Genomic DNA, 13,714 nt, shown 5'->3' with positions numbered 1-13,714 from the left:
TATCCTTGAAGAGGCTAAAATCAAAAATCTTTTTAAAAGATATCTAATTTTCGAGAGTGTTATATTATAAATTAATAAAGTAATCTAAGAAAACAATTGTTTGGAAAAAACCTCATATGCTTATAATCTATATTCTTTTACAACTTTATCAAATTGTTTGCCAATGCAGTTTAGGGGAACTAAAAAGGACGAACTCTGAGTCCATCCTTATCTATTGTTTATAAATCTTCGAAAGCAGTCTAAGATTGAGAGCCCTATTTACTCTCCATAAATTGCTGCAGACGCTGAACGGCTTCTTTGAGCGTATCCAAATCCGTCGCATAACTAAGACGGACATTTTCTGGAGCACCGAAGCCTGCTCCGGTCACCAAAGCCACGCCAACTTCTTCTAAAATAGCTGTCGTAAAGTCAGTCACATCTGTATAACCTTTCATTTCCATGGCTTTCTTGACATTTGGAAAGAGATAGAAGGCCCCTTGTGGCTTGACCACTTCAAATCCTGGCACCTGAGCCAAGAGTGGATAAATAGTATTCAGACGCTCTTCAAAGGCCTGACGCATGGTTTCAACCGTTTCCTGACTGCCAGTCAGAGCTTCGATAGCTGCATATTGAGCCGCTGCTGTCGGGTTAGAGGTCGTCTGGCCAGCAATCTTACTCATAGCTGCTATAATCTCCGGCTCACCAACTGCATAGCCAATCCGCCAGCCTGTCATGGAGTAGCTCTTAGAGACACCATTGATGACCACCGTCTGCTTGCGAATCTCCTCAGATAGACTGGAAATTGGTGTGAATTTATTACCGTTATAAACCAGCCGTCCATAGATGTCATCTGCCAAAATCAGAATGTCATGCTCTACAGCCCAGTTCCCAATCGCCCTTAGCTCATCCGCTGTATAAATCATACCAGTCGGATTGGACGGCGAGTTCAAAACCAAGACCTTGGTCTTATCAGTACGAGCAGCTTCCAACTGTTTCACCGTTACCTTGAAATTATTTTCCTCAGTGGCTTGGACAAAAACAGGAGTTCCCTCAGCCATCTTAATCTGGTCGCCGTAGCTGACCCAATAAGGCGTTGGAATGATAGCTTCATCACCTGGGTCAAGCACACTCATAAAGAAAGTGTAGAGGGAGAATTTAGCTCCGGTTGCCACCGTCACTTGATTGGGCTGGATGGTGTAACCGTAATAGTTAGCAAAATACTCAACTACAGCTTCTTTTAGCTCTGGCAGACCGCTAGTCACCGTATAAAAGCTAGCACGTCCATCCTCAATAGCTGCTACAGCCGCATCTCGGATGTTCTTAGGCGTTGGAAAATCTGGCTCTCCCAGAGTCAGAGATAGAATATCCCGCCCCTGTGCTTTCAAAGCCTTAGCACGCGCTGCTGTTGCTAAAGTCACGCTTTCTTCCATCTTTAAGACACGATTTGATATTTTCATAGTCCCTCCTTGCTGACCAACTGTCCGCTTTCAAAACCAATCAGGTAGTAGGTGCCTCCCGACTTGACTTCCCAGATGGGCTGATCCTGAAAATAGCCCATGGTCACCTTATCAATAGTTCCTGCTCCATTTTCCTTGGCAATGCTCTTCGCCTCAGCCTGACTGACACCTTGATCTAGTCGATAGACCCGAATCTCATTGGAATCTTTGGCAATCAAAACAGCTTTTTCAACACCTTTACTGGTCTTGCCAAGCAGACTGTAGTAGGATTCCTGCCCATTGTAGATGGCAAATGAGTCAACTTTTTCAAGATCTGCATATTCCTCGGCCAAACGTCTGCTTGTTTCCTTAGCTGACTGTCTCGGCTGCATGGATACTTGCAAAACTGCAAAAAATGAAAAGACAAGAACGCTGAGAACGATAAAAATACCGATAAGGTATTGCCAAATTGGAAAACTGGCTTTATTTCTATTTTTACATTTCACTCCGTCATTATACTACAAATACTCCTATTTTTCTATCTTTTTTTGATGAGAATATTCGCAAAATTCTAAAGCAATATCCTTGCATATGATACTATTTATTGGTAAAATATTGTTATGAAGATTACAGACGATTTAAGCAAAGAAACTCTGCTTGATTTGAAAACCATGATTGTCTTTCATAAGGCAGAAAGAACTATCCGTGCCATTGAAGCCCAAATTTTTAAAAAGCATGATTTGACTCCTACTCAGTTTTCCGTCTTAGAAACCCTATACAGCAAAGGAGAGCTGCGTATTCAGGACCTGATTGACCGTATACTGGCTACTTCTGGCAACATGACTGTCGTCATCAAAAATATGGAACGCGACGGCTGGATTGTCCGCACCTGCGACCCAAATGACCGCCGGGCTTTTTTGATTGGTCTGACGAAACAAGGCAGAGCTAAAATTGAAGCTGCCCTGCCTGATCATATTAAAAATATTCAGCAAGCTCTGTCCATTCTCGAAGAAGACGATAAGCAGGATTTGATTCGCATTCTAAAAAATTTCAAAAAATTGAGCTAAATAATTGCTAACTAGTAATTAATGTTGTAACATATATTGTAACAAGAGAAATATCTCTTTATTTTATAAAAAAGGAGACAATGCAATGTCTAAAGTATTATTCATCGTCGGCTCGCTTCGTCAAGGTTCTTTCAACCACCAATTGGCTGAGCAAGCTGAAAAAGCTTTGGCTGGCAAGGCAGAAGTTTCATATCTTGATTACAAAGATGTACCATTCTTCAACCAAGACATCGAAAGTCCTGCTCCAGCTGCTGTTGCTAAGGTTCGTGAAGAAATTTTGGCCGCTGATGCCATCTGGATTTTCTCACCTGTCTACAACTGGGCTATTCCAGGAGTAGTGAAAAACCTCTTGGACTGGACTTCACGCGCTCTGGATCTGTCAGACCCAACTGGCCCATCTGCTCTGAATGCTAAGGTTGTTACTGTTTCATCTGTAGCTAACGGCACATCACCAGATGAAGTATTCAAACACTACCGCAGCCTGCTGCCTTTCATCCGTATGAACGTGGTAGAACCATTCACAGGAGTTGGTATCAACCCAGAAGCATGGGGAACTGGACAACTGACTGTCGCAGAAGACAAACTTGCTGAACTCTCAGCCCAGGCTGATGCTCTTTTAGCAGCCATTAACTAAAAAGAGACGATTATAAAAAGAAAAGAAAAGAAAAGAAAACTTATAAGACACTAACCCCTCGCAAAAATTGCGAGGGGTTTTAGTATGAGATTCATCAAAACAGTCGCCATTTTAGTACTTTTAAAGAGACAAATAAAATTTAAGACTTTTAAAGTGTTTTGTTTCATTTCACATATAAAAAGAATGCTTTTTCCTTATATAAATATCTCTTCTACACTTCCTTCACATAAACCAATTCTTGTTCACTAGATAGATCAGGTCGGTAAGTGAAGCTAGCAAAGCTTAATTTTTTCATCTGTTCGACTTCTGTCACTTGGTTAGTTATTAGAGCTGTTAAAAAGTCGCCACGCGCTTTTTTAGAAATAGTCGAATGGACTTTCAGCTTGCCGCCTCGGTCTTCCAGAAACTTGAAACCTATCATGCGCTGACGGATTTCCTTGGAAAAGACCGTTTCAAACTCGCTGGACAGGAGGGAGAAAATCATCTCATCTTCTGCCAGAGCTTGGTTATAAGCTTCTTTCCAAAATGCCTTGAGACTCTTCCCATCTAACTTGAGTGGCATCATAAAGTCCAAGCGATGGGGAGCTATGGGCTCCAGGGCTGGGATGACACCGTAAAGCGCTGATGTGATGGCAAGATGCTTCTCGATATACTGACTTTCCTCCTTGGTATAGTCCTGCCTCTTGATATGGCGGTACATAAGGCCATCAAATAGATAAAGTGCTGGAGCATGCTGCGCAGTTCCTTCTCGCAAAGTCTGAATGGCTTGCCACTCTACCTCCGCTCTTTCTGGGGAGATTTTATAAAATGATGCCAAGTCAGCTACTGGCATGGTTGCCAACTCATCCAACACAGCCTGAGTTTGTTCTGAAAATGGATTAGGGATTGCAGATGGAGCAGTTAGATTCAACTCTTTCGCAGTTGGGATAAGAATTTTCATAGTTTCCTTCTTTCATTTAGTGAATATGTAGTGAATATGGCGGACAACCCATTTACCCAAGGCTGTCTCTAGTAGATAGCTGCCGATGATGAAGCCTAGCAGATTGGTCAAGATATCACCCAAGTCAAAAATGCCAAGGTGAAAGAGATACTGGCTCCCCTCAACCAGACTGATAGCCAAGGTAAAATAAGCTAAATGTTTCCATGATAGCTTGCAGAGAAAGCCCAGCGGAATGAACATAATGATATTCATGGTCGGTACCAGCTTATCTCCATAAATCCAATTATAGGTAAAAGACTGAAGGTCCAGACTGAAGCCCTGCCTGCCGATATTTTTCAAAAAGAGCGCATAGAATAGAATGAGAAAATAAAGGGTGTAACTGGCTAGCACCAGCCAACGAGGAATGTGCCGACTGTAGAGGCCACGAATAAAAAGTGAGCTAATCGCTGTCAATGTTAGGATGATAGAAGCTGGTATCAGCAGGTTCCATTCTGGCTGATTCTTGTAAAAGACAAGGGCTACATAGGCATAAAAAAGCTCATATAGAGCCAAGACCAAAAAATCAGACTGCCTAGGAAGGATGCCATATCAAAGATTGTTTGTTTTTTCATATGAAACCTCCCTTTCTTCTTTTTAAAATTATATCAAATTTCAAAGGGACATTCTATTTTTTGCTTGACTTTGATTTACAGAGATGTTATCATCTAGTTATAAAGACTAGATAAGAAAGTGATAAAGATTTGAACGCTCAACAAGTTTTTCCCAAGTGGGACGAATTACCAGAACTGGAGCTATATTTGGACCAGGTTCTGCTCTATGTAAACAATGTCTGTGGCTCTTCCTTTTCAGCTGCTGACAAGGGATTGACCGCTTCTATGATTAACAACTATGTCAAGCATGGCTATATTGCTAAGCCGGTCAAGAAAAAATACCAACGCCGCCAAGTAGCTCGCTTGATTGCCATTACGACCTTAAAAACGGTCTTTTCTATCCAGGAAATCTCTGCTACTTTAAATATGCTACATAAATCAGCAGATTCGCGAGAGCTCTATGATGACTTCGTTGACTACATGAATGACAATAAACTAGAGGTGGCACCCATCATTTCCACTGCCTGCCAGACGGTCAAACTCTATCAAAAGACCTTATCCCTAATCCAAGTACCAAATGAGGAGGAAGAAAACCTTGAACTACGCGCTTAAACTCAGTAAAAAACTATCCTTTGGAGAGGAAATTGCCAACGCTGTTACACATGCGGTAGGGGCTGTTCTGATGCTGATTCTGCTGCCTATTTCGGCCATTTATAGCTATGAAGGGCACGGATTGGTGGCTGCTGTCGGAACTTCTATCTTTGTCATCAGCCTCTTTCTCATGTTCCTCTCCTCGACAGTTTATCACTCTATGTCCTATGGCTCGACCCACAAATATATCTTGCGCATTATTGACCACTCTATGATTTACATCGCCATCGCTGGCAGCTACACGCCTGTCGTGCTGTCGCTGATGAATAACTGGTTTGGCTATCTCATCATTGCTATCCAGTGGGGCACGACCATCTTTGGCATTCTTTATAAGATTTTCGCTAAGAAGGTCAATGAAAAATTCAGCTTGGCTCTCTATCTGATTATGGGCTGGCTGGTCGTCTTTATCATTCCGCAGATTATCGGTCAAACCGGACCTGTCTTCTGGGGACTCATGCTGGCTGGTGGCCTCTGCTATACTGTAGGAGCTGGCTTCTATGCTCAAAAGAAGCCCTACTTCCATATGATTTGGCACCTTTTCATCCTAGCGGCCTCTGCCCTTCAATACCTTGCTATCGTTTACTTTATGTAAGAGAGAAACACAAAAACCGTCTGAGAATTCTCAGACGGTTTCTTTGTTTATGCTGATTATTGATTCATCCTTACTTTTCAGTGGTCTTCTTTGCTTATGCGCTTTTCTGACTTGCTTAAAGATTGGATATAAGATTGGAACAGCGATGACTGTGGCTAGACTGGAGCCAAATGTACCAGTAATCTCAGCTACTGCCAGTAAAAAGGCTGCTGGTAAACTACTCCCGCCAAACAGTGTTCCTGTCAGAGTGTACTTGAAGATATTGAGTACAATCTTCACCAAAGCTGCTGCTACTGCTGTCACAAGAATATTTCTTAGTTTATCCTTTCTCTGAAAAAGTTCTTCATACAGAAAATGAATCACCGCGGCCACCGCAAGTGCTTCTAACAAGATAACTGGGATTTCCGCTGCATAACCATTTAGCAAGTCAAATATTCCCAATCCGATAGCAGCCGCTAAAAAACCAAGTTTACTGCCAAAAATCAGACAGCCCACTACCACCAGTGCATTTCCAAAGTGAATAAACTGAGCTCCGACAGGAATTTTAAAAAACTGAATGCTCAAAAATATCAAAGCAGCAAATAAACTAATCATGGTTAAGGTTTGCAAATCAAGTGTTTGTTTCTTCATATTTTTCCTCCATTAAGGCTTGAAAATCAGCGAAAAGCTCTCCTAGATAGGGCTGGTAAAAAACGCCCTTCTTTGGATCTATTTGCTCTTTAAAGCTAAGTGCCAAACTCTTTTCAATAAATTTCAAAATCACAGGCAGGGCTTGCTTGATGTCAATCTCCTGAACAAAAGCCGCAGCTACAAGAGTCGTCAATATATCACCCGTTCCAAAAAATTGCTGGGGCAGAGCTGGACTGGAAAAGAGGTTAAACTCCTCTGTTGCCGCATCAAAATAGGCCACACCAATCTGATTCTCTTTCATCGGCAAGCCAGTCAACAAGACCTTGCTCGGTCCTAACTCAGCCAAACGCTTGCAGTAGTCCTCCCATCTATCTTCTGATAAACTCTCTTCGTAGGATTCTTCTAACAACAAACAGGCTTCCGTCAAATTGGGCAGAACCAAATCGGCATGTTGGCAGAGGCGACGTATATGGTCTAGATGGGCATCTGAAAATCCCTGATAAAATGTTCCCTTATCCCCCATGATAGGATCCACGATAAGGGGCAAGCTTTTTTCCTTCTTAAAGCGCAGCAAATTTTCCACCTGAATATCAGACTTCAAATATCCTATTACCAGAGCTGAAAAGTCGAACTCCAGGCTATGCCATTGTTTCAAAAAAGCAAGCATCCCATGCGTGTAATCATCCATATAGATGTCGGAAAAACCGCCTGTATGTGACGACAAAATCATGGTTGGCAAGAGGGCAACCTCTAGCTGGCAAATTGCAAAGAGCGGCAGGGCAGCTGTTGCGGCAACCTTACCTAAGCCAGAAATATCTGTGGCCAGAATGACTGTTTTTGTTTTCATGACTCCTCCTACTTGCTCTCTATTGTAAAATATCTGAAAATGAGTTACAATATGAAAAAATCAAATCTGTATGGGGACAGTTTCATGGTTAAAGCAAAATACCAACGCATAATTGATAAAATTACTAAGGACATTAAAGAGGGAAAATTGGCTACTGGTCATAAAATCCCTTCTGTTCGCAAGCTGGCAGAGCGTTATCACTGTAGCAAGGATACTGCGCAGAAGGCTCTGATTGAGCTCAAGTATCAGAAGTACATCTATGCCGTTCCCAAAAGCGGCTACTATGTGCTGGAGAATGCTCAGGAAGAAAAGCAGGATTTGGAGTTGCCTGTGAGGGATGACCGCCACCAAGCTTATGAAGATTTCCGACTCTGTGTAAATGAAACTCTGATTGGCCGGGAAAATTATCTCTTCAACTACTACCCTCAGCAGGAAGGACTGGAGGATTTGCGCCAGTCTGTGCAAAAACTGATGCTGGACTCTGCTGTCTATGCTGCTAGGGAACAGCTGGTTCTGACTTCCGGTACCCAGCAGGCCCTCTATATCCTCTCACAGATTGACTTTCCCAACCAAAAAGATCGTATCTTGGTGGAGCAGCCGACCTACCATCGAATTAATGATCTTCTGCTAGCGCAAAAACTTCCATATGAAACCATTGAAAGAACACCACAGGGGATTAATCTGCAAGAGCTGGAGAAGATTTTTCAAAGCGGAAAGATTAAGTTTTTCTATACCATTCCACGCTTTCACTATCCCTTAGGCCACTCCTACAGCCGGCAAGACAAGGAAGAGATTCTTCGGCTGTCACAGCGCTATAATGTCTATATCGTAGAAGATGACTACCTATCAGACTTTGATAGCCGGCGGGAGCTGACCTTTCACTATCTAGACAATAGCCAGCGGGTCATCTACATCAAATCTTTTTCTACCAGCCTTTTCCCAGCCCTAAGAATCACCGCCCTGCTCCTTCCGCCCCAGATTCAAAAGACCTTTATCGCTTATAAAAGTGCCGTGGACTATGACAGCAACCTCATCATGCAGAAGGCCCTATCGCTCTACATCGACAGTCTCATGTTTGAAAAAAATAGATTGGCGCTGCTGCAGCTACAAGAAGAGGAAGCAAGAAAGGCGCAGATACTACTGGAGCAAGCTCAGCTGCCGCTATCCAGCTATCTGACCAAGGACGGCATTTTGTTAGACTTGAGGTCACTTCCTTCCGTCAGTGCTCTCAAACATAGTAGCCTGCCGCTTGACTTCTTTGAACAAAGCTACCTTGCTAGCTGTCCTTACCAGTACGCCAAGCTGCCTTATGATAACTTAGAAGAAAATCTAGAGAAATTAAAAGCCTATTTAAAATAGGTGTAGAATTCATTTGGAATTCTACACCTTTCATTTATAATCAGGTTTTTCAAGACTCCATCATCCCAGCCTGGAGTTGGTACATTTTCTTATAGGTGCCATCTTGAGCTAGCAATTCTTCGTGGCTGCCAGATTCGATAATGCGGCCCTTGTCTAAGACATAGATGCAGTCGGCATCCTGAATGGTAGACAGACGGTGGGCAATGGCAATGGTTGTCCGTCCCTGCCGCATTTTTCTCAATGACGCTTGGATCAACTCCTCCGTCTCCGAATCAATATTGGCTGTCGCCTCATCCAAAATCAAGATTTTAGGCTTAGTAGCGATGGTTCTGGCAAAGGCTAAAAGCTGCCGTTGACCGCTGGAAAAAGTCGCTCCCCGCTCAGTCACAGGGGCATCATAGCCTTGAGGGAGCTGACTGATAAAGCCATGAGCATCTACAAACTTAGCCGCTTCTATAATTTCTTCTCGCGTCAGCTGCTCTTGGTAAAGCTGAATATTGGAAGCAACTGTACCATGATAAAGGAAGGGATCCTGCAAGACAAGTCCAATCTTTCGCCGCAGCTCCTCCTGACTATAGTCTTTAATATCGCGACCATCAATCAAAATCTGCCCCCCCTCAAACTCATAAAAACGCAGAAAGAGATTGATAATCGAAGACTTGCCAGAGCCAGTCGAACCCACAAAGGCAATCGTCTGGCCTTTTTTGACAGAAAAGGAGATATCTCGCAAAACATCACGTTTTCCATCATAAGAAAAGGAGACATGCTTGAATTCGATACTGCCATCTTGGATTTGCAAGTCTTGGTTAGCCTGCTCAGGCTCATAATCTGTGCGATCCATGATTTCAAAAACCCGCTCCGCAGCAACCATAGATGTCTGCAGAACAGAGTAATTCTGCATAACATCAATCAAAGGATTAAAAAGTTGATTGACATACTGGATAAAGGCATACATAATACCTGCCGTAATTCCCACCACTTGCCAAGTCAAGCCAAAGTAAGTCAGAATCACTCCATAAGCCAAGATTTTCAGCAGAGACATGGCCGGCCTCAGAAAGAGACTGTTGATATTGAGATAGCGATTGGTAAAGCCTAAATGCTGACCGTTGATTTCTTCAAATTCCCGCAGCAAGCGCTTCTCTTGCCCAAATGCCTGAATAATCCGCATCCCTTCAATACTCTCAGATAGCTTGACATTTAAATCGCTGAGCTTATTCCGGACCTGCTTCAGCTGACGATTGGATAGATGCTGATAGAGCAAGATAGAGGCTGCCATCAAAGGCAAAAAGAGAGCGATCATCAGGGTCAATTGCCAGTTGAGGGCAAACATAGCGCTCAAAGTAACAACTAAAATCAGCAAGGAACTCAAAAAATTAGAAAAAATCTCACTGAACATATCTGCTACTGCCTGAGTATCATTAGTCAGGCGGGAAACGATAGCACCAGCTGGCGTTTTATCAAAATAAGCCATTTGCAGACGCTGGATATTGGCAAAGCTTTCCTGTCGCAAGTCCCGAACCACGCTTTGAGCCACACGAGCAAAGAAATACTTTCCCAAGAAGGTAAAAAGTACCCGCAAGAGGAAAAGGCCATAGTAAAGAGCCAGCAAAGGCAGGCCAGCCCAGGCTTGGTTACGGCCGATAAATTGATCAATAAAATAGCGGGCCAAAAGCGGCAATGCTGTTGTGACCAGAGTCGTCAGCAGGATGAAGGTCAAAGCCATGCTGCTCACTATCCTGTAGCGCCACATATAGCCTAGGAGGCGATGAAAAGTTGCTTTCTTTTTCATATTAATCTTCCTCCTTCAAGCTTTCTGCCAGTTGCTGATTATGATATGTCTGGGCATACCAGCCCTCTTGCTCCAATAGCTCTTGGTGGGTGCCCCGCTCCTTGATACGTCCTTCTTCCATGACCAAAATCAGGTCTGCATGCACCAAGGCTGACAGCCGATGAGCTGTGATAATGGTTGTCTTGCCAGCACGCTCTGACTTTAGATTTTCTAAAATCAGATGCTCCGTCTTGGCATCAACAGCCGACAGGGAATCATCTAAAATCAGAATTTCAGGATTGGTAATAATAGCCCGACTCATCGCCAAGCGCTGCTTCTGCCCGCCAGATAAGGACAAGCCCCGCTCACCAACAACTGTATCCAGCCCCTCTGGCATAGCCTGAATATCCTCATACACACCGCATAGTTTAGCGGCAGCTAGAACCTGGCTATCTGTCAGCTGGGGATTAGCAAAACGGATATTATCCCGAATGGACAGAGCAAAGAGCATCTGTTCCTGTGGTACATAGCCGATGAGACGGCGCAAGTCTTTGAGGCGGTACTCCCGGATATCATGGCCATTCAGATAGATAGCCCCCTCCTGAATATCCTGCTCCCGCAGCAGCAAGCGCAGAAGAGTGGTCTTCCCTGAGCCCGTCTGACCGACAATTCCCAGTGTCTGTCCCTGCTCAATGGAAAAATGAATATCCGATAAACTAGTCTCCTCTGCATAAGCAAATTTCTGAATGTCATAATCCAATCGACCATTTTCCGCATGAGAAAGAGGCTGTTCAGCTTCCTTGACATCTGACTCCTGAGCCAACAGTTTCTCAATCCGTTCATAGGAAACAGCACCTCGCTGGCCGATGTTAAAAAGATAGCCTGTAGCCTGCAGCGGCCAAACCAGCATATCCAGATAAGTGATAAAAGTAACCAACTCTCCTATGGTAAACTGCCCTTGGGAGATAAAAATCCCACCGAAAATCAAGGTCAAAACATAAGAAAGACCGATAAAAAGCAAAACCAAGGGGTCAAAAAGAGAATCGTACTTGGCAGCCAAAACATTTTTTTCGTAGACTTCCTGATTGGTCTGTGCAAAAGACTGAGTCTCTGCCTCTTGATAGCCAAAGGACTTGGTCACTCGAATCCCTGAAACGCTCTCCTGAACCTTATTGTTCAAATCTGAAAAAGCCTCTTGAGCAGCCTTAAAACTTTCATGATTTTTTCGACCAATCAAGCCTGTGCCCCATGACAAGAAGGGCATGGGCACAATGGCAATCAAAGTCAGCCGCCAGTCCAAAACGAAAAACATAGTTAGCAGGGTCACCAGGGCTGTAATAGAAGCATCTACAGCTGACATGACTCCACCACCAGCCAGACTGACAACTGCATTGATATCATTTGTAGCATGAGCCATCAAGTCCCCTGTCCGATATTTCTGATAAAAAGAGGGAGACATGTAAGTAAAGTGCTCGAACAATCGAGAGCGCAGAATCCGACCCAGATTATTGGACGTCCCTAAGATATAAAGGCGCCAGACATAGCGCAGACCATACATGATAAAAGCTGAAGCAATCAGCAACAGCAAATTAAAGAGCAGCTCTTGAGAAGTCAGATGTTTGCTAGCAATTCGGTCAATAACCTGACCGATGACTTTGGGCGGTATCAGATTGAAGACACTGACCAAGGACAAGGCCAAGATACCGATGATATAGCGCCGCTTTTCCAACTTAAAAAACCAGGCTAATTTTCTAATGAGGTTCATAATTTCTCCTATTCTTACTAGTCTTTTTATTATACTGTTTTTTGAGGAAAAATGAAACACAGCGGATTGGAGCGCTGTGTTTTCGATTTTATTTTTTATCTGTCAGCTGGTAACTTACAGCCAGTAAATCAAAGATTTCCTGATCACTCAGGGTATCATCCAAGGGCAGACTGAGCCAATATTTCTTATTCATGTGAAAGGCTGGATAAATCCCCTTTTTCTGAATCAGTTCTGCTACATGATCATTCTTAACATTTAGCACCTCAATAGCGCCGCTCCGCTCTGCTTCAAACTTAGACCAGTCTGTGGTCAGAAAAGCCCCATACCATTTTTTACTGTCCTGGTGGCGGAAAACTCCAGCCTTGGTCGAGCTCTTTCTGGACGACTTCTCCCAGAGGTACTCTATTTGCCCCTGATAAACCTCAGCCGCATGATCCCGCAGTCGCTTACTCTGCTCATAGAGAAAGCCAACCTCGTCAAAACAGTGCTGACGGATAGCCAAAAGAGCTGCCTGACAAGCTTCACGAACCTGACCGACAAACTCCCCCATCACCTGCTCCATCTTGACCTGCAGATAGGCGTCATCAGTATCACAATCAAAAACCTGATAGTCCAGCTTCCCATCTCTGATAGTCACCTCCAAGCGAAAGTCACCCTTCATAATCTTCTGCGAGAAATGGTAAACTCCATCAGACTCCTTAAAACCGTAAGTCTGAAGCTTATTTGGATTAGACTTGTATTTTTCAAATAATTCCAACATTTACTTAGCCGCTGCTAGCGCAGCTTACTCCTCCTTAAAATACAATTTTAGTTCCATGCAGCTGGTCAACTGCCAGACGGTCTATAATTTGCTGACGATTGCCCAGATGAATGCCACCGCCCGGCATGATATCAATCCGATCAGCAGCATGCTCGATTAACTCATCCAGCCAAGCAAAATGCTTCTCAATCGGCTCACTGGCAGGTCCTCCGTGGGTCAAAATTCGCTGGACACCGTTCTCAATCAGCCAGTCCATTTCGCCAAACTGGTATTCAGCGGGTATCGCGTCAAAAGCCATGTGGAAGACTACTTCCAGTCCCTTGCATGCCTCCAGCAGGCGCTGCATCTTCGGAACATCTATTTCGTTCTTCTCCGTCAAGACACCAAAAACCACTCCCTGACTGCCGGCTTCCTTGGCTTTTTGGATATCTGCCAGCATAATCTCAATTTCAAGATCAGTGTAAACAAAATCACCGCCCCGAGGCCGAATCATGGTCATCACAGTCGCACCGTAAGGCTTGGCTAAGTCAACCGCTGCTTGAATTACGCCATAGCTGGGCGTCGTACCACCGACAGCCAGGTTATCACAGAGCTCAATCCGCTGTGCTCCCGCCTTCATAGCCTTTTCTAACAAGGTTACATTTTCAGCACAAAATTCATAAAGCATCATCTTACCTCTGATTTAATATATTGATT

Annotated in this window: 14 protein-coding genes and 1 pseudogene; 5 read left to right on the top strand and 10 right to left on the bottom strand. The window is 43.8% G+C overall.

Annotated features, from left to right (window positions below):
- Positions 1-254 precede the first annotated feature (254 nt).
- Together AX677_RS01720 and AX677_RS01715 are read right to left on the bottom strand one after the other, a co-directional pair.
- Positions 255-1,436, bottom strand: coding sequence for a pyridoxal phosphate-dependent aminotransferase (locus AX677_RS01720; RefSeq protein ID WP_060975947.1), 1,182 nt, complete (start codon positions 1,434-1,436; stop codon positions 255-257).
- The gene (locus AX677_RS01715) at positions 1,433-1,921 is read right to left on the bottom strand and encodes a DUF5590 domain-containing protein (RefSeq protein WP_060975946.1); all 489 of its coding nucleotides are present in this window, start codon (positions 1,919-1,921) and stop codon (positions 1,433-1,435) included. Before AX677_RS01715 ends, AX677_RS01720 begins: the two co-directional genes overlap by 4 nt.
- 114 nt (positions 1,922-2,035) lie before the next feature.
- On the opposite strand from AX677_RS01715, the gene AX677_RS01710 reads away from it, so the two are divergent.
- Positions 2,036-2,482 (top strand): MarR family winged helix-turn-helix transcriptional regulator, encoded by a 447-nt coding sequence (locus tag AX677_RS01710; protein ID WP_002933417.1) that lies wholly within the window; start codon positions 2,036-2,038, stop codon positions 2,480-2,482.
- 85 nt (positions 2,483-2,567) lie between these two features.
- Entirely contained in the window at positions 2,568-3,116 is a 549-nt protein-coding gene (locus tag AX677_RS01705) for an NADPH-dependent FMN reductase (protein ID WP_060975945.1), read from the top strand.
- A 211-nt stretch (positions 3,117-3,327) separates the two neighbouring features.
- On the opposite strand, the gene yaaA is transcribed toward AX677_RS01705, so the two are convergent.
- Together yaaA and AX677_RS01695 are read right to left on the bottom strand one after the other, a co-directional pair.
- Positions 3,328-4,056: a peroxide stress protein YaaA gene (yaaA, locus tag AX677_RS01700; RefSeq protein WP_060975944.1), complete on the bottom strand. Its 729-nt coding sequence runs from the start codon at positions 4,054-4,056 to the stop codon at positions 3,328-3,330.
- A 12-nt stretch (positions 4,057-4,068) separates the two neighbouring features.
- A pseudogene (locus AX677_RS01695) lies at positions 4,069-4,667 on the bottom strand (VanZ family protein).
- 129 nt (positions 4,668-4,796) lie between these two features.
- Here AX677_RS01695 and AX677_RS01690 point away from each other — a divergent pair.
- A complete protein-coding gene (locus AX677_RS01690) occupies positions 4,797-5,258 on the top strand; it encodes a DUF1836 domain-containing protein (RefSeq protein WP_032905395.1) in 462 nt (153 codons plus the stop codon).
- On the top strand, positions 5,242-5,889 hold the full coding sequence (locus tag AX677_RS01685; RefSeq protein WP_002900134.1) for a hemolysin III family protein: 648 nt from the start codon (positions 5,242-5,244) through the stop codon (positions 5,887-5,889). The genes AX677_RS01690 and AX677_RS01685 overlap by 17 nt, the downstream gene beginning before the upstream one ends.
- Before the next feature lie 30 nt (positions 5,890-5,919).
- Here the strand turns inward: AX677_RS01685 and AX677_RS01680 are convergent, their stop codons facing one another.
- Both AX677_RS01680 and AX677_RS01675 read right to left on the bottom strand, forming a co-directional pair.
- Positions 5,920-6,519, bottom strand: coding sequence for an ECF transporter S component (locus tag AX677_RS01680; RefSeq protein WP_009659447.1), 600 nt, complete (start codon positions 6,517-6,519; stop codon positions 5,920-5,922).
- Positions 6,500-7,366: a pyridoxamine kinase gene (locus AX677_RS01675; RefSeq protein WP_060975943.1), complete on the bottom strand. Its 867-nt coding sequence runs from the start codon at positions 7,364-7,366 to the stop codon at positions 6,500-6,502. Before AX677_RS01675 ends, AX677_RS01680 begins: the two co-directional genes overlap by 20 nt.
- A gap of 39 nt (positions 7,367-7,405) precedes the next feature.
- Between AX677_RS01675 and AX677_RS01670 the strand changes: the two genes are divergently transcribed.
- The gene (locus AX677_RS01670; protein WP_060975942.1) at positions 7,406-8,725 is read left to right on the top strand and encodes a PLP-dependent aminotransferase family protein; all 1,320 of its coding nucleotides are present in this window, start codon (positions 7,406-7,408) and stop codon (positions 8,723-8,725) included.
- A gap of 49 nt (positions 8,726-8,774) precedes the next feature.
- Here the strand turns inward: AX677_RS01670 and AX677_RS01665 are convergent, their stop codons facing one another.
- The 4 genes from AX677_RS01665 to AX677_RS01650 all read right to left on the bottom strand — a co-directional run bounded on the left by AX677_RS01665 (position 8,775) and on the right by AX677_RS01650 (position 13,685).
- Complete coding sequence (locus AX677_RS01665; RefSeq protein ID WP_060975941.1) at positions 8,775-10,514, bottom strand: ABC transporter ATP-binding protein; 1,740 nt, start codon at positions 10,512-10,514, stop codon at positions 8,775-8,777.
- A gap of 1 nt (position 10,515) precedes the next feature.
- Positions 10,516-12,258, bottom strand: coding sequence for an ABC transporter ATP-binding protein (locus tag AX677_RS01660; RefSeq protein WP_060975940.1), 1,743 nt, complete (start codon positions 12,256-12,258; stop codon positions 10,516-10,518).
- An 88-nt stretch (positions 12,259-12,346) separates the two neighbouring features.
- The gene (locus AX677_RS01655) at positions 12,347-13,018 is read right to left on the bottom strand and encodes an MmcQ/YjbR family DNA-binding protein (protein WP_060975939.1); all 672 of its coding nucleotides are present in this window, start codon (positions 13,016-13,018) and stop codon (positions 12,347-12,349) included.
- A 34-nt stretch (positions 13,019-13,052) separates the two neighbouring features.
- Positions 13,053-13,685 carry a copper homeostasis protein CutC gene (locus AX677_RS01650; protein WP_060975938.1) on the bottom strand — a complete coding sequence of 211 codons (633 nt, stop codon included), beginning with the start codon at positions 13,683-13,685 and terminating at the stop codon, positions 13,053-13,055.
- Positions 13,686-13,714: the final 29 nt, after the last annotated feature.

The sequence above is a fragment of the Streptococcus sp. CCH8-C6 genome (assembly GCF_001557225.1).
GTDB lineage: Bacteria > Bacillota > Bacilli > Lactobacillales > Streptococcaceae > Streptococcus > Streptococcus sanguinis_C.
This window is presented reverse-complemented; position numbering and strand designations above follow the sequence as displayed.

Excerpts from the sequence above, each read along its gene's own strand:
- AX677_RS01720 (WP_060975947.1), bottom strand. The coding sequence starts at position 1,436 with ATGAAAATATCAAATCGTGTCTTAAAGATGGAAGAAAGCGTGACTTTA.
- AX677_RS01710 (WP_002933417.1), top strand. The coding sequence starts at position 2,036 with ATGAAGATTACAGACGATTTAAGCAAAGAAACTCTGCTTGATTTGAAA.
- AX677_RS01705 (WP_060975945.1), top strand. The coding sequence starts at position 2,568 with ATGTCTAAAGTATTATTCATCGTCGGCTCGCTTCGTCAAGGTTCTTTC.
- yaaA (WP_060975944.1), bottom strand. The coding sequence starts at position 4,056 with ATGAAAATTCTTATCCCAACTGCGAAAGAGTTGAATCTAACTGCTCCA.
- AX677_RS01680 (WP_009659447.1), bottom strand. The coding sequence starts at position 6,519 with ATGAAGAAACAAACACTTGATTTGCAAACCTTAACCATGATTAGTTTA.
- AX677_RS01675 (WP_060975943.1), bottom strand. The coding sequence starts at position 7,366 with ATGAAAACAAAAACAGTCATTCTGGCCACAGATATTTCTGGCTTAGGT.
- AX677_RS01670 (WP_060975942.1), top strand. The coding sequence starts at position 7,406 with ATGAGTTACAATATGAAAAAATCAAATCTGTATGGGGACAGTTTCATG.
- AX677_RS01665 (WP_060975941.1), bottom strand. The coding sequence starts at position 10,514 with ATGAAAAAGAAAGCAACTTTTCATCGCCTCCTAGGCTATATGTGGCGC.
- AX677_RS01660 (WP_060975940.1), bottom strand. The coding sequence starts at position 12,258 with ATGAACCTCATTAGAAAATTAGCCTGGTTTTTTAAGTTGGAAAAGCGG.
- AX677_RS01655 (WP_060975939.1), bottom strand. The coding sequence starts at position 13,018 with ATGTTGGAATTATTTGAAAAATACAAGTCTAATCCAAATAAGCTTCAG.
- AX677_RS01650 (WP_060975938.1), bottom strand. The coding sequence starts at position 13,685 with ATGCTTTATGAATTTTGTGCTGAAAATGTAACCTTGTTAGAAAAGGCT.